Below are 26,798 nucleotides of genomic sequence, written 5' to 3'. Positions count from 1 at the left end.
ATCTCCTCTCCGGTAAAGGCCCACCACAGACGAGGCAGTACTGCATCATGGGTAAGGCCATCCCTGGTCGTGGTGGTGGTCGCAGTGACGAGAGGAGCGGAGCCCATCGAGGACAAAGCAAGCGGGCCAGGCCTGCCCGTCCTCACAGTGATGTTTCGAAGGACTCGAACTTTTCGCCCACCTCCGTCGGGCTGGCTGAGCTGGAGGCACCTCTCGATCTGATCGAGTGCAATGACCTCTCGATTCGGCGACCCGATGCCGTACAAGCTTGCGCAGCCGTACTCATCTTCGCCGAGGGAGAGCATCCCTTGGTGGCAGCCTCGGAGAACTGTGCGGCTCTGTTTGACCTCAGCCTGCCGGAGCTGTTGAAGCGCTCACCTGAGCAGCTCTTCGGTGGGGAGGCTGCCGCCGTTCTCGCCGGGGTGTTGACCCAGGATCGAGGTCTTCAGAATTTTTCCCTCGAGACCAGCAGCGGTCTTTCCCTTCAGGCGAGCTGTTTCTCCTGCAGGCCCTACGTGGGGCTCTGCCTGGAGCACCCGAGCCTTGCGGACCATGCCGGTCGGCAAGAGGAGCCGAGTCCAACGGAGCTGTTGCGGTCCATCACCACCGCCACTTGCCTGCTACAGACGATCGATGAAGCCTCGGAGGATGGATTGGAGCCTTTCTCCAACACCATGGTGAACGTGGTGCGCACCATCACCGGATTTGACCGGGTGATGCTCTATCGCTTTGATTCTGATTGGAACGGCATTGTCATTGCTGAAGATCGGGCCCCAGAGGTGGCGACCTCCTACCTGGGATTGCACTTTCCTTCTTCGGACATTCCCAGGGCAGCGCGGCATTTATTTCATGCCAATTCGGTACGCACCTTGGTGGACATGCAGCGCCCAGCTTCAGCTCTGCAGTACACCAAGGCGTATAGCCAGGCTCAACCTGTCGATTTGGGCCAATGCCATTATCGCGATGTGTCGGATGTTCATCGTCGCTATCTAGTCAACATGGGAGTGCGTTCTTCCCTCACTTTCGCATTGTCGGTCAATAACAAGCTCTGGGGGCTGATTGCCTGTCACAACATGGACCGCTCCCGGCAGATCAGTCCCACTCAGCTGGTCATCTTCAAAAGTTTTAGTGACATTATGTCAGTGGGGCTCTCGCGGATCTTGGCGCGGCAAGAGAAGCAGGCTCTAGATGAGATCACGAGGCTTTGCAATTGGATTCGCGATCAGTCGGCCAAGTCAGTTTCCACTAACTTTGTAGAGGTAATTCTCAGGCCAATCGTTGATCAACTGCCTGATCTTATCGGTTGCGATGGATTTGTCTACATCTCTCCGGCGGTACTGTTTTCCAGTGATAACGCTCCCAGTGCTTCCGGCATCGAGAAAGTGCGTTGTTTCTTTCGTGATTGGTCGCGTCATCAGCAATCATCCAGTCTAATCACAGCACGTCTGCGTGATTACGGTGTTTCCCTCTCCAGTTCAGATCAAACGAAGGCTGCTGGTGTCATTGCGATTCAAAATGCTGATGATGCTACGAAGATGTTGTTATTCCGCCGACCCCGATTATTCTCCAGCACCTGGGCTGGAGATCCGAAGCATCGTGTGGTCAGGCTTGAGGGTGGTGGTGGGCTTGACCCCCGTTCCTCCTTTGAACGTTTTGTCGAGGAAAATCATCACAGCTGCTTGGAGTGGACCCTGGCCGACCAGGCCGTGGCGTTCCAGCTGTTTGATACGCTCAGCCATGCTCAATTTGTGATGGATCGCCGCGACAGTTTCGAGGCACTGAAAATCGCGAAGCTAGAAGCGATTGAGGCAACCGAACGCATGACTCATGCAGCCATGCACGATGAGCTCACGGGACTGGCAAATCGGCGCATGCTTGAGATTGAACTGCAAGGCTCGATTGAACGGAGTCTCCTCAGCCTCGATGAGCCTGAAGCTAAGCTCACGGCACTATTGCATCTCGATCTTGATGGATTCAAGCGGGTGAACGATACCCTTGGTCATGATTCAGGTGATCAGTTGCTGGTCATGGTCGCTAATTCAATTCGTGGATGCCTTCGGCGCGAAGATCTGGCGGCGCGAATGGGTGGCGATGAGTTCATCGTGCTAACTTCTTGCGGCCGAAGTAAGGATGCTATTGAAGCATTGGCTTCGAGATTGCTTCAGGTTCTGAGCAATCCAATCCAGATTTCGGGTAAAGTCTGCCGGATCAGCGCAAGCATCGGCATCGCGATTGTCAATCGCCAGGATAATTCGTCCTCAAGCCTGCTGCGTCGAGCGGATATTGCTCTGTATGAGAGCAAGCGAAAAGGCAAGGGCTGCTATTCTTTCTATGATGAAAATCTCGACAAGGCTTTTAATCAGGAAGTTCAGCTTGCCGAGGAATTTGAGATCGGTTTTTCCCGATCCGAATTGCTACTTTATTACCAACCCCTCTTTCGTGCCGATTCTCGCCGCTTGGTAGGGGCTGAGGCTCTGGTGCGCTGGAATCACCCCAGGATGGGATTGCTTGCACCGGGACAGTTCTTCAATGCTGTGGATCAGGCCAGGATGATGCCCGCATTAGATCATTTCTCCCTGAGCCAGGCGCGTGACGATCTCCGGAGATGGATGGAGCAGGGGTTGTCGCTGAGCAAACTATCCGTGAATGTGTCTGCGGATCGGTTGCTATCACAGGATCTTGTCAAGCACGTCCGCGCTCTGGACTTCCCTGATGGGGTACTCGTGTTTGAGCTGCTTGAGTCGATTTATCTGGATTATCCCGATCAGGATCTCCTGGACAAGATCCGCGACCTGCAGGATCTGGGGGTACGAATCGAGCTGGACGACTTCGGCACAGGACGCACCTCTGTGATCAGCCTGATGTCCGTCAAACCCTCCGGCATCAAGCTGGATCGAGGCCTGGTGATTCCAAGCCAGGAATCGCAAGACGCTCGGTGTCTGATGAAATTGGTGGTCGATATGGGCCACTCACTGGGGATCTCCGTAACGGCAGAGGGAGTGGAAAACATGGGAACCGCAAAGCTGGCGCACGACTTTGGATGCGACATGTTGCAAGGATATGGACTGGGAAGGCCAATGCCCCCAGATCATTTCCTGGGCTTCGCACTGAAAAATCATGCAGAAACCATGGCCTAGATCAGCATGCACCCCCATCATGCCACGACCGAAACTAATAATATGATGGCGTGATCCCAACCGTTTCATTATCTCTCTTAAGCATCATCAAGTAATGCTTATTCTGTTCACGCGCTCGTTTTTGATGCAAATCCCAGCTGCTTAAGTGGGAAAAGTAGATACAGGATCAAATGACTGCGAAATGAGTGAATTGATCGTGCTGATAAATAATCAACGAACTATTTGAGATCAGTGCAACTCACAGCGGCTCGGACGTCATTGAGCCAAAGGAGTTGATCCGTTGGGCGCTTTTCAGAGTGCGCCGCGACGGTAAAAGAGGATGAAGATCACGGCCGGCCCGGCAATGGTGATCAAGGCCAGGGCAGCGAAGTTGGCAATCAGGTGAAAATCAATGCCCATGACGGGTCAGGTCGGTTGTGGATTTGCCCCGCACTCTACGGATGGCCTGGGGGGAGGTCCTGACCTGCGCGTTGATTGTGAAGCGATGTCACAACCGCCCGGCTTCGGGCTGCCAACCCGCTGTCTGCGAGGCCCCTCGCCATGCTGATCGCTGGAATCACCATTTTCTTTGCATGAGTAAGCCGGAACGCTGGCAGTGCATCGCCTGCTGCGGCGCCTGCTGCCGGCTCGATCCCAGCCTGCGCGAGGACGCCATCGCGGCGCTCAGCGACGAGCAGCGCCGCACGTACCTCGCGATGGTGGGCGAAGACGGCTGGTGCATCCACTACGACACCGGTGCCCGTCGATGCCGGATCTACGAGGATCGGCCTGATTTCTGCAGGGTTGAGAACCTCATGGCCCTGTTCGGCGCCGAGGCCGGTGAGGCGGATGCCCTGGCGATCGACTGTTGCAAACAGCAGATCCGCAGCGAATACGGCGGCCGTGGCAGGGTGATGCGGCGATTCCGGCGCGCCATTCGCCAACGGCCATGAGCAGCACCTCCGGCAGCGACAACAGCCACGCCGGCAGCTGGGGAGCTGCCTTCCTCACCACAGCCACCACCGTGTTTCTGGCGGAGCTGGGGGACAAGACCCAGCTGGCCGCCCTTCTGCTGTCGGCGCAGTCCGGTCAGCCGGTGGTGGTGTTCATCGGGGCCTCCCTGGCCCTGATCAGCTCCAGCCTGGTGGGGGTGGTGCTGGGCCGCTGGCTGGCCAGTGTCATGCCGGCCCATCAGCTCGAGCGACTGGCCGGGCTGGTGATGGTTGCTCTGGGGCTCTGGCTCGGTCGCCAGGCCGTGCTTCACCTGTCTTCGCTGCACCCTGACCTGCTGCATCTCCCCCAGATCCAGCCCTGAAGGGCCTCGCACCGAGGTCTAACCCTGTGGCTTCCTTCGAACTCCCGCCCTTGCCATGCCGCTCGCCCTCCTGGCTTCAACCTTCGCCACGGTGTTTCTGGCGGAACTGGGCGACAAGACCCAGCTCGCCATCGTCACGATCAGCGGCACCTCGAGCCGCCCCACGGCGGTGTTCGCCGGCAGTTCCGTGGCCCTGGTGCTGGCCAGCCTGCTTGGGGCGGCTGCCGGTGGCTCCCTGTCCAGTGTGGTGCCCACCGATCTGCTGCAACTGGTGGCCTCCCTTGGCTTTCTGGTGATCGGCCTGCGCCTGATTCAGCGCTCCAGGGTCAGCGAGGACGACCTGGCCGGTGGCGAAGCACTGGCCGGTGACGATCTGGTGAGGGTCGACGGGGTGGTGTCCAGCGCTCAGGAACCCCCGGCCTGAGCGATCCGATCCCCGGCTTCACATCGATCCGGCACTGAGATCGTTCCTCCTGGTTGGTCGACTGGCTGGTCGTCTGGTTGTTCGCCTGGGTTCTCCCCTGGTCATGGTCTCGGCTTTGTTGTGGGGCCAGGGTCGGCTGCTGCCTAAAGTCTTGTCTAGAAAAGCATCGCTGCCGCGCCCACGCTTCACGGCCGGACAGCTTCGGTGCCTTTTGCCGTCACGGTTCCACCAGCGCACCCTCGCCGCATGAAGTTCACGGTCGCCGACCTGCTCGACCAGCTCACACCCGACAGCACCGTGCCCGTGGCACAACTGGAGAAGGCCCTCGGTCTCTCCGGAGAGCCTGAGCAGCAGCACCTGCGCATCGGCCTCGATGGTCTGGTGCGTCTGGGTCTGCTGGAGGAGAGCGAGGCCGGTCTGCAGCGGCGCCAGGATGACACCCTGATCGAGGCGAGGCTGCGCTGCTCGAGCAAGGGCTTCTGCTTTGCCCTGCGGGATGACGGCGGCGAAGACATCTACATCCGTGACCACCAGCTCAACCACGCCTGGAACGGCGATCGGGTGCTGGTGCGCATCACCCGCGAGGGTGGCCGCCGCCGTTCACCCGAAGGCGGCGTGCAATGCATTCTGGAACGGGCCACCAGCAGCCTCCTGGCCCAGGTGGAGGAGCAGAACGATCGGCTGTTGGCCGTGCCGCTTGACGATCGGCTGCTCACCAGCCTGGAGCTGCCCAGTGCTGATGCCGTTCACCTCGACCCCAGTCAGTCTTCGGTGGTCGAGGTCATGGTGGACCGTTACCCGGTGGGCCAGTTCGCTCCCCAGGGCCACGTGGAGCGCCAGCTGCCCATCCACGGTGGCGTGGAGGCCGACCTCGACCTGCTGCTCACCAAACATGGCTTGCGGGAGCGGCCTGCCGCACCGCGCGCCACCCTCCGGACCCCGGCTCCCAAGGATCGGATCGATCTCACCGCGCAGACCACCCTTCTGCTGGAAGCCTGGAGCAACGAGGCCCCGGGGCTGCCGGCGCTGGCTCTTGAACCCCGCGAAGACGGCGCCGGCTGGCGACTGTGGGTCCATGCCCCCTGCGTGGCGGAACGCCTGGCCCTTGGCTCCTCGCTGGATCTGTGGCTGCGGGAGCAGGCCGAGGCCTTCTGCGTCGGTCCCTCCTGGCTGCCCCTGCTCACCCCTGCCCTGGCCAAGGCGAGTGCGTTCCAGCCCGGCCGCAGTGAGTCGGCCCTCTCGGTGGCCCTTGATCTTTCCCCCGACGGCGCGCTGGAGCATTACCGTTTCAGCCGGAGCATAATCCGCCCCACGGCACGGGTCGACCTGGCCGCCCTCACGGCCCTGGCGGAGCGCAAACCCAAGGCCCGCACGGTGCCGGCCGGCCTCAAGGCGCTCAAAGATCACATCCCGCTGATCGAACAGCTGATTGGTGTGGCTGAGCTGTTGCGCCAGCGCCGTTTGGCGGGGGGCTCGATCGATCTGGCCCTGCCGATGCCTGCGATCCCCGGCCTTGGCGATCTGCTCACCCCTGGCCCCGATGGCGCCAGCCAGGGCTGGATGGTGGACCTGCCGCTGCAGCATCCCGTGGCCCTGCTGCGGGAAGCCGTGTTGCTGGCCCATCGTGCTCTGGGGGGGCACCTGGCCGCCCTGAACCTGCCGGCCCTGTATGCCATCAATCCAGCCGCCGAAGCGAGCGAACTGAACGAGGTGGCCAAGGCTGCCCTGGCCCTCGAAATCCCCCTGGAACTCTCGGCTGAAGGCAATGCCAGCGCCGCCGAGCTGGCCGCCGCCTTCGCCGCCACCGACCGCAGCCGGGTGTTGCAGCAGCAGTTGCGCGACACGCTGGAGCCTGTTCAGATCAGCGAGGTGCCGGGTCCCAATGCGGTGGCAGGCGAGGAGGTGGCGGTGGCCCCCTGGTGTTGCCCCGGTCTGCACTACGCCGACCTCTGGAACCAGCAGCTGCTCACCAGCCTGCTGGTTGATGGCAAGGATCGCCCCACGGTCCGTCACAAGGTGACCGTCGATCTGGCCAGTGATGCCTGCCGTTCCGCCACGATCGACTGGTCGTTGCTCACTCCCAGCCAGCTGACTCCTTATCAGGAGGCGATCGCCCACGGCCTGGCCCAGAGGCTTCAGGGCCGGGCTCGCTTCCTGCAGGAGGTACAGAGCGATGCCCTCGCCATGGCCCAGGCCCGGCAGGCCGAGCCGCTGGTGGGTCAGGTGATGCCGGGGGTGATCAGTGGCGTGCAGAGCTACGGGTTCTTCGTGGAAGTGCCGCCCTCCCAGGTGGAAGGTCTCGTGCACGTCAGCTCCCTCAAGGACGACTGGTACGAGTACCGGGCCCGCCAGAACCGATTGGTGGGGCGTAAGAACCGCCGCACCTACATGTTGGGCGATGCCGTGGAGGTGGAGATCCAGAAGGTGGATGCCCTGCGCCATCAGATCGACCTGGTGGTGCTCCTGCCCGAAGGCGATGACCTGACAGACAGCAGCGAGATGACCAGTAGCTCCGGGCCTGATGCTCTGGGTGCCTCCTCCTTCGACAGCCCTGGCTTCGCCGCCTCTGCTGACGGGACTTCCCAGTTCGGTGCTGACGAGGACGAATCCTCCAGCGACGACGACCTCAGCCAGGACTGAGCGCGTGACCCTGCCGGTGGTTCTAGCTGTGTCCGGGGCCTCCGCTCAGCCCCTGGCTGAACGGGCCCTGCAGCTGTTGCTGCAGGCCGGAGAAACCGTGGAGATGGTCACCAGCCGTGGCGCCATCGGGGTCTGGCAGGCGGAACTGGGCCTGCGGGTTCCATCCGAACCCGACCTTCAGGAGCGGTTCTGGCGAGAGCGCACCGGTTGCAACGGCGGCCAGCTCCGCTGCCACCGCTGGAATGACCAGGGGGCGGCGATTGCCAGTGGCAGCTACCGCACCCGCGGCATGGTCATCCTGCCGGCGAGCATGGGCACGGTGGGGCGGATTGCCTCGGGCGTGGCCCTCGATCTGGTGGAGCGTGCCGCCGATGTTCACCTCAAGGAGGGCAGACCGCTGGTGATTGCCCCGCGGGAAACTCCCTGGAGCCTGGTGCATCTGCGCAATCTCACGGCCCTGGCCGAGGCCGGCGCTCGGATCGCGCCGCCCGTTCCCGCCTGGTATCAGCAGCCCCGCAGCCTCGACGACATGGTGGATTTTCTGGTGATCCGCGTCTTCGACGTGCTGGGTTACGACCTGGGCCCGCTCAACCGCTGGCAGGGCCGGCCGGCGCTGCGTTGAATCTGCGTTGCATTGCACCTGTGCTGTGTTGAGTCCCTGCCGAGCTGATCCCCTGCTGTGACTCCGCTTCTGCGTCGCCTGCTGTTGCTGCCCTTGCTGGCGCCCCTTCTGGCGGTGCTCGTGGTGGCTGCCCTCAATCCCCGTCCGCCCTTGCGGCTGCGGCTGCTGCTCTGGGTCAGCCCGCCGCTGCCCAGCGGGCTGTGGCTGGCCACCGCCGGCCTTGCCGGAGCGGCCCTCAGCGCCACCGCCACGGCCCTGGCCCTGCGGGGGGGATCATCAGGCCCCACTGCGGCGGAGTCGCCGCCGTTTGCAGCAAGGCGTCGCTCCCGCACGGGTGCCGAGGCCGGTTCGGAGTCCTGGTCGGAGGGGGCTGGTCGCCAGGAACCCTGGGACGCCCCCCCTCCCGGCACTGCCGGGCCGGGCCGCTCCCCCGGCGAACCACCGCCGACTGTGAGTGTTCCCTATCGGGTGGTGCGGCAGGGATCGGCAACGGCCCAGGCGACCACGACAACAGCGGCCCGTGCCGCGTGGACAGCTGAGCCGAGGGCCGCTGCCTCCAGGTCCGCGGGCGCCGCATCCTCGGATGGGTCCAGCGCAGACCTTGGAGACTGGGGAACCCCGCCGCCCGGCGAAGACTGGTGAGCAGGTACTCTGTCAGGACTGCCTAGAGTCGATACCAGCACCCCGCTACGAGGCCAGCTCCGGTGAGCGATTCCGCCAATCCCGCCCCTCAGCCTGCCGCCAGCCCGGCTCCTGCCAGCCCAGCCGCCGCTGCTCCTGCTGCTGCCGCTGCTGCGGCGAAGCCCAAGGCCAAGCCACCGGCCCCGGAAGACCAGCCCTTCGCCAGCTTCGTGCCGGACCTGCTGCTGCCGGCCCTGGCCAAGGAGATCGAGGCCTATGGCGGCCCAACTCCCGACCTTCGCTTCTGCGAGGGCCCGATGCCGGTGGTGGGCAGTCCCTGTTGGATGGTGCAGGGCAGCCTGCCGGGGGATCGCCGCTTCTGGCTCTGCTTCACCCAGCCGGACATCTCCAGCGCCAAGACCGTGGCGGTGGCCGAGTCGGGCAGTGAACCCAGCCTGCTGGAGTCGTTTCTGATCGACGAGCGCAAGATCACGCTGGCTCTCCTGGTTTCTCGCCTGGTGCAGCGGCTGAATGGCCAGAAGTGGCTCGGCCCGAACTGATCACTGCCTCCAGATCGAGACGCACTGTCACATCCAGTCGGCAGCGGAGTTGCCCCCACTACGATGGGGCCACGCTCGATGCCGACCTGCGCGATGGTGCCACCCGCTGCCACGACCGCCCCAGCCGCAGCCGCGATCCCCGATGCCGCCATCGGCACCGCGGATGCGCCGGCGTTCAAGGATCCGGTGAAGGACACGATCCTGACGCCGCGCTTCTACACCACGGATTTCGACGCCATGGCGGCGATGGATCTGCGGCCCAACGAGGTGGAGCTGGAGGCGATCTGCGAGGAATTCCGCAAGGACTACAACCGTCACCACTTCGTGCGGAACGAGGAGTTTGAGGGCGCGGCCGACAAGCTCGACCCTGAAACCCGCAAGGTGTTCGTGGAGTTCCTTGAGCAGAGCTGCACCTCCGAATTCTCGGGCTTCCTGCTCTACAAGGAACTCAGCCGTCGGATCAAGGAGAAGAATCCGCTGCTGGCGGAGTGTTTCGCCCATATGGCCCGCGATGAGGCCCGGCATGCCGGCTTCCTCAACAAGTCGATGAGTGATTTCGGGCTGCAGCTGGATCTTGGCTTCCTCACCGCCAACAAGGCCTACACATTCTTCAAGCCGAAGTTTATCTTCTACGCCACCTATCTCTCCGAGAAGATCGGCTACTGGCGTTATATCGCTATCTACCGGCACCTTGAGCAGCACCCGGAAAGCAAGATCTTCCCGATCTTCAACTTCTTCGAAAACTGGTGTCAGGACGAGAACCGCCATGGCGATTTCTTTGATGCCCTGATGAAGGCCCAGCCCGACACCGTGCGCGGCTTCACCGCCCGCCTCTGGTGCCGCTTCTTCCTGTTGGCCGTGTTCGCCACGATGTATGTGCGCGACGTGGCCCGCAAGGAGTTCTATGAAGCCCTGGGGCTCGATGCCCGCGATTACGACAAGTACGTGATCGCCAAAACCAACGAGACCTCCGCCCGCGTCTTCCCCGTGGTGCTGGATGTGGAGAACCCCAAGTTCTACGAGCGCCTTGAGCGCCTCGTCCAGAACAACGCGGCCCTCGCCGCTGCCGACAGCTCCGAGGCTCCCGCTCCGATCAGAGCCCTGCGCAAGCTTCCCTTCTGGGCGGCCAACGGCCTGGAGATGGCGAAACTGTTCCTGATGGCGCCCATCCGCAGCGAGCGCTTCCAGCCGGCGGTGCGCTGAGGCCGGGCTGCCTGGCTAGCCTCACTGCCATCACCACTGGTCTGCAGCCCGCTGCGACTGGCCGGTGATGGCTTTTTGATTTCTGCAAGACACCGCCTTGGTCGCGTCCCTCCCCAGCAACGCTCCAGCGGCCGAGGCGCCGCGCGCCAGTGCCGGCCCTTCCGGTTTTGATGCCAGCTGGAGTGGTCGCCTGGAGCCTCTGCTCAGCGCCGGCCGCGGTGCTGGTGCCGATCTGGTGGAGGTGTTTCTCGAGCGCACCGACCACCTTGGCGTGCTCGCCGAACAGGACACGATCACCAACGTGAGCCCGGCCTTAGGCATGGGTGCCGGCATCCGCGTCTTCCTCGGGGAACGGGATGGCTTTGTCTCCACCAATGATCTCAGTGCGGCGGGTCTGATGGCCGCCCTTGATCAGGCTCTGGGCATGCTGGCTCTGGTGCGCAGTGTCCCGGATCGATCCCCCTTTGAGGGTCTTCCCGGTCTGCGTGACTTTGGTGCCGCCAAGCTCGACTGGCTCGACCGCTGCCCCGACCTGCGCGAAGCCACCCATCGTTTGCTGGAAGGCACTGATCGGCTGCAACGGCATGGCAGCCACCTTCAGGCCCGCCGCGGCAGTTACGCCCGCGACTGGCAGGAGGTGCTGGTGGCCGCCAGCGATGGCACCTTTGCCCGCGATATCCGGCTGCATCAATCCGTGGGACTGAATGTGCTGGCCGCCGATGGCGATCACCGCGCCGGCGTGGGACGCCGCTACGGCACCTCCGGCCGACCGGACGACCTGCGCCAGTGGAACGCCGAGACCTCAGCCCAGGAGGTCTGTGCCAGCGCCAGCACCATGCTCTACGCCGACTACGTCGAGGCCGGACAGTGCCCGGTGGTGCTGGCCAACCGCTTCGGCGGCGTGATCTTCCACGAAGCCTGCGGCCATCTGCTGGAAACCACCCAGGTGGAGCGGGGCACCACTCCCTTCGCCGACCGGGTCGGCTCCGCGATTGCCCATGAGGCCGTCACCGCCATCGACGAAGGCCTCAGCGATGGCGCCTTCGGTTCCCTCTCGATGGATGACGAGGGCATGGAGCCCCAGCGCACCGTGCTGATCGAGAATGGCGTGCTGCAGCGTTTCCTCAGCGACCGCGCCGGCGAGCGGCGCACCGGCCATGCGCGCACCGGCAGCGGCCGGCGCCAGAGCCATTCGTTTGCCGCCGCCAGCCGCATGCGCAACACCTACATCGCCGCTGGACCCCATACGCCCGCTGAGCTGATCGCCTCGGTGGATCGGGGTCTCTACTGCAAGGCCATGGGTGGCGGCAGCGTCGGACCCACCGGCCAGTTCAACTTTGCCGTGGAGGAGGGCTATCTGATCGAGAACGGTGAACTCACCAAGCCGGTGAAGGGCGCCACCTTGATCGGTGAGGCCAAGGAGGTGATGCCCCGCATCTCCATGTGCGCCGATGACCTTGAACTGGCTGCGGGCTTCTGCGGCTCGGTGAGCGGCAGCATCTTCGTGACCGTGGGCCAGCCCCACATCAAGGTGGATTCGATCACCGTGGGAGGCCGCTGAGTCATGACCCGCTCTCCTTCCGGTCTCGATGCCGAGACCCTCCGCTCCCGCCTCGATCAGATGGCCGCCCGTTCGGGCATTCGCCAGTGGGATCTTGGTGCCGCCTGCAGCACCGACACCTCGGTGCAGGTCGACCGCGGCGAGGCGAAGCAGATGAAAGGGGCTCAGCGCAGCTCCATCACCGTGCGGGTCTGGAACGACGACGGCCTTGTGGGCATCACCAGCACCTCTGATCTGTCCGATGCCGGCCTGGAGCGGGCCCTGGCCGGTGCCAGTGAGGCCAGCGCCTTCGGGAATGCCGACGACATCCCCGCCTTCTCGCCACTGGCCACTGCGCCGTTGCAGCCCCTGGATCAACCGATCAAGGACCCGGTCAGCATCCTTGATCTGCTCGCCACCCTCAAGGATGCGGAGCACCAGCTGCTGGAGAGCCATCCCGCCATCGACACCGTTCCCTACAACGGTCTGGCCCAGCGCAGCAGCGACCGCATCTATCTCAACAGTGCCGGTGCCTGCCGCCAGCAGCAGCTCACCACTGCCAGCCTCTATCTCTACGCCCGGGCCGAAGAAGCCGGCCGCAAACCACGCAGTGCCGGTGCGGTGCGCCTGGCCTACGGCGCCGCTGACCTCGACATCGCCGGCTGCATCGAGGAGGCCGCTGGGCTCACGGCCTCCCACCTCGATTACGCCCCGATCGAGACCGGCCGTTACACCTGCGTGTTCAGCCCCGAGGCCTTTCTTGATCTGATCGGCGCCTTCAGCAACCTGTTCAATGCCCGCGCCGTGCTCGATGGCGTCAGCCTCAGCAACCGGGAGTCGCTGGGGGAGTCTCTTGCCGTTCCCTTCCTCGACCTGCACGACCACGGCCGCCATCCCGGCAACATCGGCGCCTCTGCCTTCGATGGTGAAGGCACACCCACGGCCCGCTTGGCCTTGCTGGAGGGGGGCGTGTTGCGCCATTTCCTCCATTCGGAAGCCACCGCCCGTGCCTTTGGTGTGGCTCCCACGGGCCATGCGGGCATGGGTGCCAAGGTGTCGGTGGGTCCCGATTGGTTTGAGATCGGTCCCACCCCGGGCAGCGGCGGCGGCCAGCAGGGCCTGAATCGCTTCACCGCTGCCGATCCGATCGTCTGGATCGACTCACTCTCGGCGCTTCATGCCGGCGTCAAGGCCAGCCAGGGGTCGTTCTCCTTGCCCTTCGACGGCTGGTTGCTCAGACGCGGTGAACGCCGCTCGATCGAGGCCGCCACCGTGGCCGGGGATATCCGCCAGGTCTTGAAGGCGATCGTCGGTTTCGAGGGGGAGCCGCAGATCACCCCGGATGGGGTCTGCCCGCATGTCTGGGTGGAAGGGCTTTCGATCACCGGCGAGGCCTGACGCTCCGGCCCCGCGATGGCGTTGAAGATCCTGTTCTGGGGCACTCCTGCCTACGCAGTTCCCAGCCTTGATGCCCTGGTGGCAGCAGGCCATCAGCTGGTGGGCGTGGTGACCCAGCCGGATCGGCGGCGTGGCCGTGGCAAGGCGCTTCAGCCTTCGCCGGTGAAGGCACGGGCCCTGGAGCTGGGCTTACCCGTGTTCACACCCGAACGGATCCGACGCGAACCCGAGTGCCAGGCCCAGCTGGCTGCCCTCGGCGCCGACCTCTACGTGGTGGTGGCCTTCGGCCAGATCCTGCCGCCAGCGGTGCTGTCCCAGCCGCCGCTGGGCTGTTGGAACGGCCATGGCTCCCTGCTGCCTCGCTGGCGTGGCGCCGGCCCGATCCAGTGGAGCCTGCTGGAGGGGGATGCCGAGACCGGCGTGGGGATCATGGCGATGGAGGAGGGGCTCGATACCGGGCCGGTGCTGCTGGAGCGCCGTCTGCCGATCGGCCTGATCGAGAACGCCGAGCAACTCGGCCAGCGGCTCAGTCAGCTCACCGCCGAGCTTCTGATCGAGAGCCTGCCCCTGATCGAGGCGGCCGGATCCGGCCCGGAGGCGGAGCGGCTGCAGCGGCTCGGGGTACGGACTCAGAGCGAAGAGGGCACGACCTACGCCCGCATGCTCACCAAGGACGACCTCCAGATCGACTGGGCCAGCTCGGCCCTGACCCTGCATCGCCAGGTGATGGGCCTCTACCCCGGCGCCGTGAGCCAGTGGCGGGGCAAACGCATCAAGCTGCTGGCCACCGAGCCTCTGGTGCAGCGCCTGCGCGACCAGCTCAGCGAAGCGGGGGCGGCGTTGTGTGATCGCTGGAGTCAGCCAGGAGTGCCAGAGCTCCCCACGCAGTCAGGAGTGCCCGATCGTTCGAGTGAGGCCGTTCCTGGCACGGTGCTGGCCGTGGCACAGGGGGTGGGACTGGTGATTGCCACGGGTGGTTGTCCCGTGTTGCTGCGCACGGCGCAACTGGAGGGCAAGGCTCCTGCGGCGGGCCAGAGCCTGCTGCAACAGCTGGGGGCCCAGCCAGGGGATCGCTTCGGCGTCTGATCCTGGCTCCGACGCGCTGGCCCAACCGGCGTCTGAGCCTTGATCAGGCTGCCGTTGCCTCTTCTTGAGCCGGAGTTTCAGACAGGGATACCGTGGCTGGCAGTCGTTCGGAACGTTCGGCAGGCATCAGTCCCACATCGACACCCAGGTGCTGATCCGGGCGGCCGGTGATCAGCAGGGCCGTGCGCTGGCGGGTGGCGATCTGCCACATCCACTTGCTGAACAGCGCGATCCGGTTCTCCGTGTCGGGGATGAAGGCCAGATGGGCCAGGGCCCAGACGATCCAGCCGGCCAGGCCGGTGAGATGCAGGCCGCGCAGATCCGCCACGGCATACCAGGGGCCGATCACCGCCATGCTGCCCAGATCCATCCAACGGAACGGTGCATGGGGCTGGTCGTTGAGCTTGGCGAGCAGGTCGCTGGCCACCCAACCGCCCATCTGCACGGCCGGTCCGGCCATGCCAGGCACGGCTTTGCTGTCCTGGGTGTGGCTGTAGCAGCAGAGATCACCCACCACCCGGATTTCGGGATGGCCCGGCACCGAAAAATCCGGGTTGACCACCACACGACCGCCCCGATCCAGCTCACAGCCGGTGGCGTCCGCCAGACGCTTGCCCAGCCTTGAGGCCCGCACACCGGCCGTCCAGCAGATGGTTGCCGCTTCCAGCTCGTCTACGAGTTTGGTGGCGGTGCTGCGCATCAGAACCCGGCCGGGCTGAATGCTCTCCACCATGGTGTTGAGCCGCAGATCCACCCCCTGACGGGTGAGATAGTGACCGGCATCGGCGGATAGGGCTGGCGCCATGGTCGGCAAGACCCGATCCACCGCATCGAGCAGCACCACCTGACAGTCTTCGCGCTTCAGTTGTTTGAAGTCGCAGCGGACGGAGCGGTGCATCAGCTCGATCAACGAACCGGCCAGTTCGCAGCCGGCCGGACCTGCCCCCACCACCACGGCGGTCTGCAGAAAGCGACGGCGTTCCGGATCGCGGGTCTGTTCCGCTTCCTCGAGGGCCATCAGCAGGCGCCGGCGGATTTCATCGGCGTGCTCCAGGATCTTCATCGGTGGCGCCAGCGGCCGCCACTCCTCGCGGCCGAAGTAGGTGCTGCCCGACCCGCTGGCCAGGATGAGGTGGTCGTAGCTGAGGCGGCGATCGTTGAGCACCACTTCGCGCTTGTCGGCATGGATGTCCACCACCTCGCCCAGCAGAATCTGCAGGTTGGGGGCCTGCCCCACCATCTGCCGCAAGGGTGAGGCCACATCGGCCTCGGAAACCAGGCCTGAGGCCACCTGGTAGAGCAGGGGCTGGAACAGGTTGAAGTTCCGCTTATCGATCAGTGTGACCCGAACATCCTTGTTCTTGAGGGTGTGGCAAACCTTCAGACCCGCAAACCCACCACCCACCACCACCACATGGGGACAGCTGCGCAGCGACTCCTGGGGGGGATCGAGTTCGAGATAGTAGTGCTGGTTTGCCATTGCCGGCTCAGGGATAGCAGTTGGGAACAAAGAACTGCTCATTCATCGGCGGCCGTTGGTAATCACCACCGCTCTTGCGAGGTGGGAGTTCAATGGCTTCGGGCGTCATGTCCTTGTAGGGCACCTTGCTCAACAGATGGCGGATGCAGTTGAGCCGGGCGCGACGTTTGTCATCCGCCTCGACGGTGAACCAGGGTGCTTCGGGGATGTTGGTATGCAGGAACATGTCGTCTTTAGCCTTGCTGAATTCCACCCAGCGATCCCTGGATTCGAGATCCATCGGGCTCAACTTCCAGCGGCGGGCAGGATCCTGGAGCCTGGAGCGGAACCGTGCTTCCTGCTCGTCATCGCTGACCGAGAACCAGTACTTGATCAAGGTGATGCCACTTCTGACCAGCATCCTTTCGAATTCGGGACAAGACAGCATGAATTCATCCACCTGTTCAGGCGTGCAGAATCCCATCACCCGTTCCACGCCGGCCCGGTTATACCAGCTGCGATCGAACAGAACCAGTTCGCCAGAGGAGGGAAAATTCTCGACGTAACGCTGGAAATACCATTGATTTTTCTGCCTGTCCGATGGGGTCCCCAAGGCCACCACATTGCAGCCTCGGGGATTGAGGGGCTCCGTGATGCGCTTGATCGTGCCGCCTTTTCCGGCAGCATCGCGGCCCTCAAAGAGGATGATAATGCGATAGCCAACATGTTTGATCCAATATTGCATCTTCACCAGCTCCACTTGCAGCCTTTCCAGCTCTTTCTCGTACAACTTGCGATTCAGTTTGGGTTGCTTGCCTTCGGAATTGACGGAGAAGTCGTCGAGAATCGGCGATGGATGGTAGCGGTCAAGGGAGACAGCCTTGCTGGGTCCATGCTTGCTCTTGCCGCTGATGAGATTGTTGGCTTTCTTCTTTTTCTTCTTCTTTTTTTTCTCCTTCATGCCATTCTTGATTTCCTTCTTGTCTTTGGCCGTTTCGGTCAGGTCCATCTCCAGTTCATTGTCTGCCATGGGGACGAAGTCGATCGGCGGCATTGACCAAGTTAAGCCCCCTGGTCCTTCAGCCGTTGGCCATCGTCGCTACAGCATCTCAAACCCGTCACTATTTGCGTGATCTCGACGGAATCAAGTGGTGTCGTTCGTGTTGTTCTTTCAAGACTTCAGGTCGAACCTGGCAGGCCTGCTCTGAATTCAGAGGCTCTGCTGGATCCTGTCGGGGTGGCCTGGGCAAGTGACGTGGGCAAGAGACTGGAGAAAGATTCGTCATGGCACGGATGTGAGTCTGAAGCTCAGATCCGGCGAGTGCTTTGGCTTGCCAGCCCCTCCTTGATCCATGTGTTCCGATGGATGGCTAGCGGCAGATCACAAGATGATGATCAGATTAATCTGCTCTGGAGACGAATTGATGATTGCCATTGCTCGTGATTGATGACATCCACAAGATGGCAAGGATTCAGGAATGGCCTCAACTACAGATAAACCATGGTGCACGAAAGCCAGGGGTTTGACTAATGGCAGAAGTCGAATCAGTGGCAGAAGCTCAGACCAGTGTCGAGGAGCGGTGGCTGTCGTGCAGACCTTCGAGCTGGCTGTAGACCGACACCAGCTGATCACGGATGGGCGCCGAATCGGAGATGCGATTCAGCGACAGGAGCATCGATTCGATCTGGGCCTTGCAGTCGATCAGAACGCGGCATTCGGTGCTTCCGGGTTCGTAGGGCATGGAGCTGCGAGAGCTGGAGGCAGGGACACCGCTATCTGAACGCACTCTGCTGATTCGGACTGTCAAAACGACTGCGGTTTTGACAGATGCTCAGCCCCGTCGCTGGGGCCGCCGGCCGGATTCAGGGCGACCTGCTTCGGACCGCCCGCCGCCCCCACCACGGCGGCCACTCGGTGCAGATGATGAAGTCCTGCGGCTGCCTGTGCGGGGTGGGCCGCCCCGGCCCCGGCCGCCGCTCAGATCCAGGGGAGGCGCTGACAGAACCTTGGGTTCAAACCCAGGCACCTCCTGGCGCGGCAGGGCGGTGCCGATCATCTTCTCGATGGCACGCAGCAGCTCATGCTCCTCCGCCGCCACGAGAGACACGGCGTGGCCGTTGTGGCCGGCACGGCCGGTGCGGCCGATGCGATGGACATAGTCTTCCGCCTGGTTGGGCAGATCCAGATTCACCACGTGGGGCAACTGGTGAATGTCGATGCCGCGGGCGGCAAGATCGGTCGCCACCAGAACCCGCAACTCGCCGCTCTTGAATCCCGCCAGGGCCCTGGTGCGGGCCCCCTGGCTCTTGTTGCCGTGGATCGCCGCCGCCGCCATCCCCTCCTGGGTGAGCCGTTCGGCCAGGCGGTTGGCGCCGTGCTTGGTGCGGGAGAACACCAGCACTTGCCGCCAGTCATTGCTGGCAATCAGATGGCAGAGCAGATCCGGTTTCCGCCCCATGTCGCAGGGATGGAGGATGTGCTCCACCGTGGTGGCGGTTCGATTCTCGGGGGAGGCCTGAAGCTGCAGGGGGTTGTGCAGCAGCCCCGTGGCCAGCCGGCGGATCGAGGGGTTGAAGGTTGCTGAGAACAGCAGGTTCTGACGCTTGGCCGGCAGCAGGGCCAGGATCTTCTGGATGTCGCGGATGAAGCCCATGTCGAGCATCCGATCGGCTTCATCGAGCACCAGGATCTCGACGCGATCCAGGCGGAGAGCCTTCTGCTGATGGAGATCCATCAGCCGACCGGGCGTGGCCACCAGCACGTCGGTGCCCCGCTGCAGACGGGAGATCTGGGGATTCACCTTCACTCCACCGAAGACCACGTCGGAGCGCAGATCCAGGTAGCGGCCATAGGCGGTCACGCTTTCACCCACCTGGGCGGCGAGTTCGCGGGTGGGGGTGAGCACCAGGGCTCGAACCACGCCGGCCCGGGCATGGGGCCCATGGCGCAGACGCTCCAGCATCGGCAGGGTGAAGCCGGCGGTCTTGCCGGTGCCGGTCTGGGCGGCGGCCATCACGTCGCGGCCGCTCAGCACTGCCGGAATGCAATCCCGCTGAATCGGCGAGGGAACCCGATAGCCCTTGTCGGCCACAGCCCTCAACAGAGGCTCGCCGAGCCCAAGAGAGTCGAAGTCGACGGCGGGGGGCTCGCCGGTGGAATCGGGAGAGCGCTGCAGGGGAAGCCATTCGTGGTTCATCACCCTAGGGGGTGGGGTCGGAACTCCCAGCCCCGTTACAGGCAGGCTCACGATGGAATGCAGCGACGCAGCGGTCTGCTGCTCCTTGAGTGCTTTGCTTCGCTTAGAGAGCCAGCGTGATCGTCACGACCGGACCGCTCGGACACCGGTTCATGTGGTGGCGTTGGTGAAGTGAGCGCAGCGGTCACAGGGCCCCTCCGGGAGCACGGCGCAGCGGAGCAAGGGCGTGCGGGCATTGAAGCGGCAGGAGGGATCACCGATCACCCACCGGCCCTGCCACCACCGGGCATCGGCAGGCTGGCTCTGGGCTTTCACCTCCAGAGCGATGGTCGCCAGCTCGTAGCGGCCGTTGCGCAGTTGATAGCGGTGCCGGCGTTGCAGCACCAGAAAGCTTGTGCCTCCGCAGGTGATCCAGCGGCCGGGTTGGGGGATCTCGCCGAGCTCGGCCACCTCAAGCCGATCCAGCAGCCGGTCGCTGTCGATCTGGCGCAGTTCCACCCGCAGGCGGCTGGTGGTCTCAGGGTCGGCCATGGCCGCTCTCTTCGAGGTCGAGGCTCCTGCTGGGCAGGCTCCCTGTCTCCAGGGCAGGGACGGGACGGCGCACTGAGAAGCCCCAGGCGAACAGCAGTCCCACCACGATCAGCAGCGACCATTCTGGCGGCACCACCTGGGGCAACGCCAGCCGCAGCAACAGGCGGATGCCCACCAGTCCCACCGCCAGGTAACCGGCCGTCTCCAGATGGCGGAACACCCCCAGCCAGCGGATGAACAGTTCGGCGGTGAGCCGCAGCGCGATCACCCCCAGAACGCCGCCGAGCATCACCAGCCACAGCCGATCACTCACCGCCACCGCGGCGGCGACGCTGTCGAGGGAGAAGGCCAGGTCCGTGAGGGCCAGGGTGGCCACCACCGAACCCAGCGAGGCATGGTGATGCCCTTGAGACGGGTGGGAGCCATGGGCTGGCAGAGCCTCAGGCCTGGCTCCCTCCTCCGGCTCGTCGTCGTCTGCGTTGAGTCCGAGCAGCTGGCTGCCGCTCAACCAGAGCAGATAGCCCGCCGCCAGGAGCTGGAGGGGCCAGAAGTCGAGCACCCACTCCGCGGCGGCGATCAGGCCGAGGCGGAACACCAGAGCCAGGAGCAGGCCAAGGTTCAGGGCCTTTTCCTGGCCGGCGCGATCGCCCACCCGGCGGGAGATCGCGGCCAGGGCGATGGCGTTGTCGGCCGAAAGCACTGCCTCCAGCGCCAGCAGCAGCGGCAGCAGCAGCAGCACCTCTCCCCACTGATCCGCCGACGCCAGTAATGGGGTGATCGACTCGATCGACTCCGCTTCCATTGCGCTTCCCGGCGACCGCAGCGGGGCCTGAAAGGGTCACTCTAGAAACGCGCCTTCCTCCTCCACTTCGATGTTGCTCGAGGTCCAGCTGGTCCACGCTGAAGTGGGCGCCCGGGTGGTGCGGGCCCATGCCGTTGCCGCTGGCGTGCCCCTGGGCAGCGCCCTGGGGGAAGGCGCGACGGCTGAGGAGGCGGAAGACCGAGCCCGGGAACGGCTGCTGGCTCAGATCGGCCCTCTTGCTTCTTCCGCACTGGTGCATCGCCCTGCTGCGGTCAAGCCACCTCCGCAGCCTCCATCGCCACAGCCGTCAGTCCCGCAGCCGCGACCCCACCCAGCACCGATCGCCCCATCCGGTCCTGTCGACCTCACGCCTGCCGCCAAGCCAGTGGAGCCCGAACCCGAACCTGCCGCCGAACCTCAGGCCCCCGCTGAGCCCGCCGCCGAACCGCCCCCGGATCCTGAAGACTGGAGCGCTGAGTTGGCCCGACTCGATCTCGCCCTGCAGCGCCTGGGTTGGAAGCGGGAGCAGGAATGCCTCTATCTGGAGAGGGCCTTCGGCCATCCCAGCCGCAGCCGCCTCACCACCTATGCCGATCTGATGGCTTATCTGCGGGCGGTGGAGAGTCTTGGCGTGCCCAGCGATCCAGCTGCCGCGCCGCTGCCGCTGCGCCGCTGCGATCTGCTCAGTCAGTGCGATGGATTGCTGCAGTTGCTGGGCTGGGATGCCCAGCGAGGTCGGCGATTCCTGGAGGAGCAGTTCAACCGCGGCAGTCGCCAGCAACTCAGCGACGATGAATTGCTGCGGTTCAACATGCTGCTGGAGACCGCGATGCTGGAGCAGGCTGCGACCTGACAGAGAGCCAATCTCCTGGCTCAGCTCAGGCAGTGGCTCTCGACCAGGGCACGCCCCAGTTCGAGATGGTGCTGGTTGGCATAGGCCTCCCGCTCCAGTACCTGTTCACTGGGTGACGCCTTGGCATAGATCGGCTCATCGAGGTTGCGTTCCAGCCGAGCATCCATGCGCGTGGTGAGCCCCAGCGGCCGTGGTGCCGCGCGCAGATTCCCGTTGCCGCAGCTCTGAGCCACGTGAATCGCCTCATGGTTGAGCACTTTGGCAAATTCCTCGCTGCCCTTCTCCACCACATCCGGGCGGATGCGCAGGGTGCCGGCCCTGGGATCCCACTCGCCTGCCGCACCCTGTTTGTGGGGCTGCACCAGGTCGATGCGCACCTGCGCCCGCTCCAGGCTGTCAAGCAACGCCACGATGGCGTTGCGTTCCTGCAGAAAGCTGGGGGGGGCGATCAATCAGGTCCTTGATCTCCGGGATGGAGAGCTCTGGATCGCCGCTGCGGCGTTTGTAGAGGTAGCGGGTGCCGCCATCGGGCAGAGCCTCGGCGCGGGGGATCCATTCGCGATCTGCGGCGGCCAGATCGTCCATCAACTGGCCGCGGGCCTGGGGGTCCAGGCCCGCCGGACCCTCCTCCACGCGGGCATCGATGGCAGCATTGGTGCCAGAGGGTTGGTCGGGTCCCAGCAGCCGGGGGAGGATGAGAGTCCCCAGGCCGAGGAGCAGCAGGGTTCCAGCCAGCATGGGCCAGGGTCCCGTCGAGGTCATCCGCACAAGCGGGTGGCCGCAGCGGCCGCAGAGCACGTGCCGTCAGCGCGGCGGTGGGCCCGCAGGGGCTGGGATTGACAGGTGGGACAGCGGTAGACGGCCAGGACCGGAACCGGCGCGTTTGCCGGACTCGCTCGATCCAGTCTGGCCAGCACCAGGCCGGCAGTGCCGCCGCAGAAGCTGCAGGCTCAGATCAAGTCGATTGTGGTTGGCGTAGGCCTCCTGCTCCACAATCCGTTCCGTGGGCGAGGCACTGGCATAGACCCGATGGGACAGCTGGCGATCGAGGACCGCGGAGGCTGGTCGCGGTAAGCCGAGGGGCTTTGGCATGGAGCGCAAGCGGCCGCTGCTGCAGCTCTGGGCCACATGGATCGCTTCGTGGTTCAGCATGCGGGCGAAGCTGCGGCTGCCCCGATTGGCGGCGTCTGGCCGGATGCGCAACACGGCTGTCTTCGGTTCCCATTCCGCCAGGGCGCCACTCTTGCGGGGCGGGCCCAGCACCAGGGTGACGCCGAGGCGGCGCAGGGCCTGCAGGAGGGCGGTGATCACAACCCGTTCTTTCTCGTAGCTCTGCGGATTGGCAACCAGACGGCGCAACTGGGTCGCCGTGAGAGGCGTTTCGCCCGGTTCCCTGCGGTAGGTGATGGCGACCCCGCCGCCGGGACCGGGGATGGAGGTCATCCGCGGCCGGCTGCGCTGATCCCCTTGATCGAGCTGGCGAAACAGCTGCAGCTCCTGACTGGGGGTGAGGGCGGCGTCCTGGGGCCGCAGGGCCGTGGCGGCACTGGCCTGCCGCAGCCAGGTCCGGCCAGGGCCCAGACCGGCTGCCAGCAACGGTGCCAGGACCAGCAGGGTTCCTGTGATCGTTGCCACTCCATCCATGCGCCTGGCCCCTTCAGGGGATCCGGCAGGGCAGCGCCAGGAGAATCGCGGGGGGAATCGCATCACGATCTCCAGGCTGCAACGCCGCGGCCCTTCTGGCCAGACCATGCCGCGATGCCCGCCACCGGTTGCGAAGATCTGGGGTCGTTCGCCCCAGCTCCCGATGCCCCTCACCGCCCTGGTGCGTCAGCTGCAGCAGGCGACCCTCACCAGTGAGGTGCTGGAGCGCAGCAAGCGGCCCCAGCGCCTGCGGCTGAGCGGTGCCGGCCGGGCGGCGCGGGCCCTGGTCAGCAGTGCCCTGGCGGGGGCCGCCGACGCGCCGCTGCTGGTGGTGGTGCCCACCCTTGAGGAAGCCGGCCGCTGGGCGGCCCTGCTGGAGCTGATGGGCTGGGGCAGCTGCCAGCTCTACCCCACCAGCGAGGGCAGCCCCTACGAGCCCTTTGATCCCACCAGTGAGATCACCTGGGGTCAGCTGCAGGTGCTCAGCGAACTGCTGGACGGGACGGAGCAGGGGGCGAAGACTGGCAACGCCCGTCGCCTTGCCATCGTCGCCACGGAGCGGGCTCTCCAGCCACACCTTCCGCCGCCCGAAGCCCTCAGAGCCGAGTGCCTGAGCCTGCGCAAGGGCGATACGGTCGATCTCGAGGTGCTGGCTGCAACGCTGACGCGCCTGGGTTACGAGCGGGTGCCCACGATCGAGCAGGAGGGCAGCTGGAGCCGCCGCGGCGACATCGTCGATGTGTTTCCAGTGAGTGCTGAGCTGCCCGTGCGGCTGGAGTTCTTCGGCGAGGAGCTGGAGAAGCTGCGGGAGTTCGATCCGGCCTCGCAGCGCTCCCTTGATGGCATCGCCGTGGTGCGGCTCACCCCCACCGGCTATGGCCCGCTGATCGCCGAGGCCCTGCGCGAGTCGATGCCCGATGGGCTGGAGCAGCTGCTCAGCCCCGAGGCCACCGAGCAGTTGCTGGAGGGCGGCACACCGGAGGGGATGCGGCGCCTGCTGGGTCTGGCCTGGGAGCGACCCGCCTCACTGCTCAGCTATCTGCCGGCCAACACCCTGATCGCGGTGGATGAGCGGCGCCATTGCCTCTCCCATGGCCAGCTGTGGGTCGACCACGCCGGCGACCACTACCGGGATGTCTGCGAGGAATTGGCGCGGGCCTCGGGCGACACCGATGCTGCCGCCATCGCTGCCCTGCTGCCGCCGCTGCTGCATCGCCCGCCGCTTGAGGCCCTGGAGCAGATCGATGGCTTCGCCGGCTTTGATCTGGCGGAACTGCACGAGACCGACAACCACCCCAACAGCCTGGATCTGGCCAGCCGCTCGGTGCCGGCCTATCCCAACGCCTTCGGCAAGCTGGCGGGCCTGGTCAAGGGCTTCGTGGCGGAGAAGGCAAGAGTGTGGCTGCTCTCGGCCCAGCCCAGCCGCGCCGTTGCCCTGCTGGAGGAACACGACTGCCTCGCCCGCTTCGTTCCCAATCCGGCCGACTTTCCGGCCATCGATCGATTGATCGAGCAGTACACCCCCGTGGCGCTCAAGACGCGGGGCACCGCTGAGATCGAGGGCCTGCAATTGCCGGCCTGGAAGCTGGTACTGATCACCGATCGCGAGTTCTTCGGCCAGCACGCCCTGGCGGCCACGGGCTATGTGCGCCGGCGTCGCAAGGCCGCCAGTCGCACGGTCGACCCGAACAAGATGCAGCCGGGTGATTTCGTGGTGCACCGCAACCATGGCATCGGCCGCTTCCTGAAGCTGGAAAAGCTGGCGATCAGCGGTGAATCGCGCGATTACCTGGTGGTGCAATACGCCGATGGGTTGCTGCGCGTCGCCGCCGACCAGCTGGGCAGCCTCGGCCGCTACCGCGCCACCAGCGACAACCCGCCGGATCTGAACCGCATGGGCGGTGTGGCCTGGACCAGGGCCAAGGAGCGGGCCCAGAAGGCGATCCGCAAGGTGGCGCTCGATCTGGTGAAGCTCTACGCCGAACGGCACCAGGCACCGGGGTTTGCCTTCCCCGCGGATGGCCCCTGGCAGAACGAACTCGAAGACTCGTTCCCCTACGAACCCACCCCCGATCAGGTGAAGGCGATCGCGGACGTCAAGCGTGACATGGAGCAGTCCAAGCCGATGGATCGGCTGGTCTGCGGCGACGTGGGCTTCGGCAAGACCGAGGTGGCGATCCGCGCCATCTTCAAGGCCGTCACTGCAGGCAAGCAGGTGGCGATGCTGGCCCCCACCACGGTGCTGGCGCAGCAGCACTGGCGCACCTTGAGTGAGCGTTTTGCCCCCTATCCGCTCAAGGTGAGCCTGCTGAACCGCTTCCGCACCGCTACCGAACGCAAGGCGATCAGCGAGGGGCTGGCCGCCGGCACCGTGGATGTGGTGGTGGGCACCCATCAGCTGCTGGGCAAGGGCACCCGCTTTCAGCAGCTGGGCCTGCTGGTGGTGGATGAGGAGCAGCGTTTCGGTGTGAATCAGAAGGAAAAGATCAAGGCACTGCGGAAGGATGTGGATGTGCTCACCCTCTCGGCCACGCCAATCCCCCGCACCCTCTATATGAGCCTGTCGGGGGTGCGGGAAATGAGCCTGATCACCACGCCGCCGCCGATGCGTCGCCCGATCAAGACCCATCTGGCCTCCCTGGATGAAGAGGCGGTGCGCAGTGCCATCCGTCAGGAACTGGATCGCGGTGGCCAGGTGTTCTATGTGGTGCCGCGGGTGCAGGGGATTGAGGAGGTGGCCGCCCAGCTGCGGGTGATGCTGCCGGGGTTGCGGCTGCTGGTGGCCCACGGCCAGATGGCGGAGGGAGAACTGGAGAGCGCCATGGTGGCGTTCAATGCCGGTGAGGCCGATCTGATGCTCTGCACCACGATCGTGGAGAGCGGTCTGGATATTCCCCGCGTCAACACGATCCTGATCGAGGATGCCCACATATTCGGCCTGGCCCAGCTCTATCAGCTGCGTGGTCGGGTAGGACGCAGCGGCATCCAGGCCCATGCCTGGCTGTTCTATCCCGGTGATGCGTCCCTCAGTGAAGCGGCGCGGCAACGGCTGCGGGCGATTCAGGAATTCGCCCAGCTCGGCAGTGGCTACCAGCTGGCCATGCGCGACATGGAGATCCGCGGCGTGGGCAATCTGCTGGGGGTGGAGCAGAGCGGCCAGATGGAAACGATCGGCTTCGATCTCTATATGGAGATGCTGCAGGAATCCCTCGCGGAGATCCAGGGGCAGGACATCCCCGCCGTGGACGACACCCAGATCGATCTACCGATCACGGCCTTTATCCCAGGCGACTGGATCACCGAGAACGACGAGAAGATGGCGGCCTACCGGGCGGCTGCCGACTGCTCCAGCCAGGAGGCTCTGGTGGAGCTGGCCGCCGGCTGGGTCGATCGCTATGGCGCCATCCCGGCACCGGTGATCTCGCTGCTGCAGCTGATGAAGCTGAAGCTGCTGGCCAGGCGTTGCGGCTTCTCCCGCATCAAATCAGAGAAACCCAACATCGCCCTGGAAACACCGATGGAGGAGCCCGCCTTCCGCCTGCTGCGTCAGGGTCTGCCCCAGCACCTGCACGGCCGGTTGGTCTATCAGGCCGGTAGTGGCAGCACCGCCAAGGTGCTGGCCCGTGGCCTGGGGGTGCTGCCGATGGATAAGCAGCTGGACCAGCTGATGGAATGGCTCAACCAGATGGCCGCCCAGATCCCCGGGGCGGACGGCCTCACCGAGACTGAGCGGGCAGCGCAGATGAAGGCCCAGAACCAGGCGGTGCTGAGCCTTTGAACGGCGATG

General features: G+C 64.7%; 24 protein-coding genes. 14 read left to right on the top strand and 10 right to left on the bottom strand.

Annotated elements, in window-relative coordinates; all coding sequences use genetic code 11:
- The first annotated feature begins 311 nt into the window (after positions 1 to 311).
- Positions 312 to 3,137, top strand: a complete 2,826-nt coding sequence (locus H8F24_RS17055; protein WP_231598326.1) for an EAL domain-containing protein — start codon at positions 312 to 314, stop codon at positions 3,135 to 3,137.
- Between the two features lie 291 nt (positions 3,138 to 3,428).
- Here H8F24_RS17055 and psb30 read toward each other — a convergent pair whose 3' ends face one another.
- Positions 3,429 to 3,536, bottom strand: a complete 108-nt coding sequence (gene psb30, locus H8F24_RS17050; RefSeq protein WP_197156052.1) for a photosystem II reaction center protein Ycf12/Psb30 — start codon at positions 3,534 to 3,536, stop codon at positions 3,429 to 3,431.
- Between the two features lie 173 nt (positions 3,537 to 3,709).
- Between psb30 and H8F24_RS17045 the strand changes: the two genes are divergently transcribed.
- From H8F24_RS17045 to fmt, 11 genes are all read left to right on the top strand, one after another.
- Positions 3,710 to 4,069, top strand: a complete 360-nt coding sequence (locus H8F24_RS17045) for a YkgJ family cysteine cluster protein (protein WP_197156049.1) — start codon at positions 3,710 to 3,712, stop codon at positions 4,067 to 4,069.
- Positions 4,066 to 4,431, top strand: a complete 366-nt coding sequence (locus H8F24_RS17040) for a TMEM165/GDT1 family protein (protein WP_197156047.1) — start codon at positions 4,066 to 4,068, stop codon at positions 4,429 to 4,431. The genes H8F24_RS17045 and H8F24_RS17040 overlap by 4 nt, the downstream gene beginning before the upstream one ends.
- A 55-nt stretch (positions 4,432 to 4,486) precedes the next feature.
- The gene (locus H8F24_RS17035) at positions 4,487 to 4,855 is read left to right on the top strand and encodes a TMEM165/GDT1 family protein (protein ID WP_197170324.1); all 369 of its coding nucleotides are present in this window, start codon (positions 4,487 to 4,489) and stop codon (positions 4,853 to 4,855) included.
- A 246-nt stretch (positions 4,856 to 5,101) separates the two neighbouring features.
- Complete coding sequence (locus H8F24_RS17030) at positions 5,102 to 7,495, top strand: RNB domain-containing ribonuclease (RefSeq protein WP_197170323.1); 2,394 nt, start codon at positions 5,102 to 5,104, stop codon at positions 7,493 to 7,495.
- Positions 7,496 to 7,499: 4 nt separating this feature from the next.
- The gene (locus H8F24_RS17025; protein WP_231597927.1) at positions 7,500 to 8,117 is read left to right on the top strand and encodes a flavin prenyltransferase UbiX; all 618 of its coding nucleotides are present in this window, start codon (positions 7,500 to 7,502) and stop codon (positions 8,115 to 8,117) included.
- Between the two features lie 57 nt (positions 8,118 to 8,174).
- Positions 8,175 to 8,759 carry a hypothetical protein gene (locus tag H8F24_RS17020; RefSeq protein WP_197170321.1) on the top strand — a complete coding sequence of 195 codons (585 nt, stop codon included), beginning with the start codon at positions 8,175 to 8,177 and terminating at the stop codon, positions 8,757 to 8,759.
- Positions 8,760 to 8,821: 62 nt separating this feature from the next.
- Positions 8,822 to 9,298, top strand: a complete 477-nt coding sequence (locus tag H8F24_RS17015) for a DUF2996 domain-containing protein (protein ID WP_197156036.1) — start codon at positions 8,822 to 8,824, stop codon at positions 9,296 to 9,298.
- Positions 9,299 to 9,391: 93 nt separating this feature from the next.
- Positions 9,392 to 10,501, top strand: a complete 1,110-nt coding sequence (gene acsF / locus H8F24_RS17010; protein WP_197156034.1) for a magnesium-protoporphyrin IX monomethyl ester (oxidative) cyclase — start codon at positions 9,392 to 9,394, stop codon at positions 10,499 to 10,501.
- 190 nt (positions 10,502 to 10,691) lie between these two features.
- Positions 10,692 to 12,062 (top strand): TldD/PmbA family protein, encoded by a 1,371-nt coding sequence (locus H8F24_RS17005; protein ID WP_231598325.1) that lies wholly within the window; start codon positions 10,692 to 10,694, stop codon positions 12,060 to 12,062.
- Positions 12,063 to 12,065: 3 nt separating this feature from the next.
- Positions 12,066 to 13,439 (top strand): TldD/PmbA family protein, encoded by a 1,374-nt coding sequence (locus H8F24_RS17000; RefSeq protein ID WP_197156029.1) that lies wholly within the window; start codon positions 12,066 to 12,068, stop codon positions 13,437 to 13,439.
- Between the two features lie 21 nt (positions 13,440 to 13,460).
- Positions 13,461 to 14,525: a methionyl-tRNA formyltransferase gene (gene fmt / locus H8F24_RS16995; protein WP_197172517.1), complete on the top strand. Its 1,065-nt coding sequence runs from the start codon at positions 13,461 to 13,463 to the stop codon at positions 14,523 to 14,525.
- A 43-nt stretch (positions 14,526 to 14,568) separates the two neighbouring features.
- Here the strand turns inward: fmt and H8F24_RS16990 are convergent, their stop codons facing one another.
- From H8F24_RS16990 to H8F24_RS16965, 6 genes are all read right to left on the bottom strand, one after another.
- On the bottom strand, positions 14,569 to 16,005 hold the full coding sequence (locus tag H8F24_RS16990) for an NAD(P)/FAD-dependent oxidoreductase (protein WP_197156026.1): 1,437 nt from the start codon (positions 16,003 to 16,005) through the stop codon (positions 14,569 to 14,571).
- A 7-nt stretch (positions 16,006 to 16,012) separates the two neighbouring features.
- Entirely contained in the window at positions 16,013 to 16,945 is a 933-nt protein-coding gene (gene ppk2 / locus H8F24_RS16985) for a polyphosphate kinase 2 (RefSeq protein ID WP_370594717.1), read from the bottom strand.
- A gap of 598 nt (positions 16,946 to 17,543) precedes the next feature.
- A complete protein-coding gene (locus H8F24_RS16980; RefSeq protein ID WP_197156020.1) occupies positions 17,544 to 17,726 on the bottom strand; it encodes a hypothetical protein in 183 nt (60 codons plus the stop codon).
- A 90-nt stretch (positions 17,727 to 17,816) separates the two neighbouring features.
- On the bottom strand, positions 17,817 to 19,181 hold the full coding sequence (locus tag H8F24_RS16975) for a DEAD/DEAH box helicase (protein ID WP_197170319.1): 1,365 nt from the start codon (positions 19,179 to 19,181) through the stop codon (positions 17,817 to 17,819).
- A 150-nt stretch (positions 19,182 to 19,331) separates the two neighbouring features.
- Positions 19,332 to 19,685, bottom strand: coding sequence for a DUF6464 family protein (locus H8F24_RS16970; protein WP_197159309.1), 354 nt, complete (start codon positions 19,683 to 19,685; stop codon positions 19,332 to 19,334).
- Between the two features lie 13 nt (positions 19,686 to 19,698).
- A complete protein-coding gene (locus tag H8F24_RS16965) occupies positions 19,699 to 20,514 on the bottom strand; it encodes a hypothetical protein (protein ID WP_197156015.1) in 816 nt (271 codons plus the stop codon).
- 70 nt (positions 20,515 to 20,584) lie between these two features.
- On the opposite strand from H8F24_RS16965, the gene H8F24_RS16960 reads away from it, so the two are divergent.
- Complete coding sequence (locus H8F24_RS16960; protein ID WP_197170318.1) at positions 20,585 to 21,367, top strand: hypothetical protein; 783 nt, start codon at positions 20,585 to 20,587, stop codon at positions 21,365 to 21,367.
- A 20-nt stretch (positions 21,368 to 21,387) separates the two neighbouring features.
- Here H8F24_RS16960 and H8F24_RS16955 read toward each other — a convergent pair whose 3' ends face one another.
- Genes H8F24_RS16955 through H8F24_RS16945 form a run of 3 tightly spaced genes read right to left on the bottom strand, consistent with a single transcriptional unit; the run spans position 21,388 to position 23,011 of the window.
- Entirely contained in the window at positions 21,388 to 21,819 is a 432-nt protein-coding gene (locus H8F24_RS16955) for a hypothetical protein (protein ID WP_197170317.1), read from the bottom strand.
- Positions 21,764 to 22,129 carry a hypothetical protein gene (locus tag H8F24_RS16950; RefSeq protein WP_197170316.1) on the bottom strand — a complete coding sequence of 122 codons (366 nt, stop codon included), beginning with the start codon at positions 22,127 to 22,129 and terminating at the stop codon, positions 21,764 to 21,766. Before H8F24_RS16950 ends, H8F24_RS16955 begins: the two co-directional genes overlap by 56 nt.
- A gap of 42 nt (positions 22,130 to 22,171) precedes the next feature.
- A complete protein-coding gene (locus H8F24_RS16945) occupies positions 22,172 to 23,011 on the bottom strand; it encodes a hypothetical protein (protein WP_197170315.1) in 840 nt (279 codons plus the stop codon).
- A gap of 163 nt (positions 23,012 to 23,174) precedes the next feature.
- Here H8F24_RS16945 and mfd point away from each other — a divergent pair, with 163 nt between their 5' ends.
- Positions 23,175 to 26,789, top strand: a complete 3,615-nt coding sequence (gene mfd / locus H8F24_RS16940) for a transcription-repair coupling factor (protein ID WP_197170314.1) — start codon at positions 23,175 to 23,177, stop codon at positions 26,787 to 26,789.
- Positions 26,790 to 26,798: the final 9 nt, after the last annotated feature.

The sequence above is a fragment of the Synechococcus sp. CBW1002 genome, assembly GCF_015840915.1.
Lineage (GTDB): Bacteria > Cyanobacteriota > Cyanobacteriia > PCC-6307 > Cyanobiaceae > CBW1002.
This window is presented reverse-complemented; position numbering and strand designations above follow the sequence as displayed.

Excerpts from the sequence above, each read along its gene's own strand:
- psb30 (WP_197156052.1), bottom strand. The coding sequence starts at position 3,536 with ATGGGCATTGATTTTCACCTGATTGCCAACTTCGCTGCCCTGGCCTTG.
- H8F24_RS17045 (WP_197156049.1), top strand. The coding sequence starts at position 3,710 with ATGAGTAAGCCGGAACGCTGGCAGTGCATCGCCTGCTGCGGCGCCTGC.
- H8F24_RS17040 (WP_197156047.1), top strand. The coding sequence starts at position 4,066 with ATGAGCAGCACCTCCGGCAGCGACAACAGCCACGCCGGCAGCTGGGGA.
- H8F24_RS17035 (WP_197170324.1), top strand. The coding sequence starts at position 4,487 with ATGCCGCTCGCCCTCCTGGCTTCAACCTTCGCCACGGTGTTTCTGGCG.
- H8F24_RS17030 (WP_197170323.1), top strand. The coding sequence starts at position 5,102 with ATGAAGTTCACGGTCGCCGACCTGCTCGACCAGCTCACACCCGACAGC.
- acsF (WP_197156034.1), top strand. The coding sequence starts at position 9,392 with ATGGTGCCACCCGCTGCCACGACCGCCCCAGCCGCAGCCGCGATCCCC.
- H8F24_RS17000 (WP_197156029.1), top strand. The coding sequence starts at position 12,066 with ATGACCCGCTCTCCTTCCGGTCTCGATGCCGAGACCCTCCGCTCCCGC.
- H8F24_RS16990 (WP_197156026.1), bottom strand. The coding sequence starts at position 16,005 with ATGGCAAACCAGCACTACTATCTCGAACTCGATCCCCCCCAGGAGTCG.
- ppk2 (WP_370594717.1), bottom strand. The coding sequence starts at position 16,945 with ATGAAGGAGAAAAAAAAGAAGAAGAAAAAGAAGAAAGCCAACAATCTC.
- H8F24_RS16980 (WP_197156020.1), bottom strand. The coding sequence starts at position 17,726 with ATGCCCTACGAACCCGGAAGCACCGAATGCCGCGTTCTGATCGACTGC.
- H8F24_RS16975 (WP_197170319.1), bottom strand. The coding sequence starts at position 19,181 with ATGAACCACGAATGGCTTCCCCTGCAGCGCTCTCCCGATTCCACCGGC.
- H8F24_RS16965 (WP_197156015.1), bottom strand. The coding sequence starts at position 20,514 with ATGGAAGCGGAGTCGATCGAGTCGATCACCCCATTACTGGCGTCGGCG.
- H8F24_RS16960 (WP_197170318.1), top strand. The coding sequence starts at position 20,585 with ATGTTGCTCGAGGTCCAGCTGGTCCACGCTGAAGTGGGCGCCCGGGTG.
- H8F24_RS16950 (WP_197170316.1), bottom strand. The coding sequence starts at position 22,129 with ATGACCTCGACGGGACCCTGGCCCATGCTGGCTGGAACCCTGCTGCTC.
- H8F24_RS16945 (WP_197170315.1), bottom strand. The coding sequence starts at position 23,011 with ATGGATGGAGTGGCAACGATCACAGGAACCCTGCTGGTCCTGGCACCG.
- mfd (WP_197170314.1), top strand. The coding sequence starts at position 23,175 with ATGCCCCTCACCGCCCTGGTGCGTCAGCTGCAGCAGGCGACCCTCACC.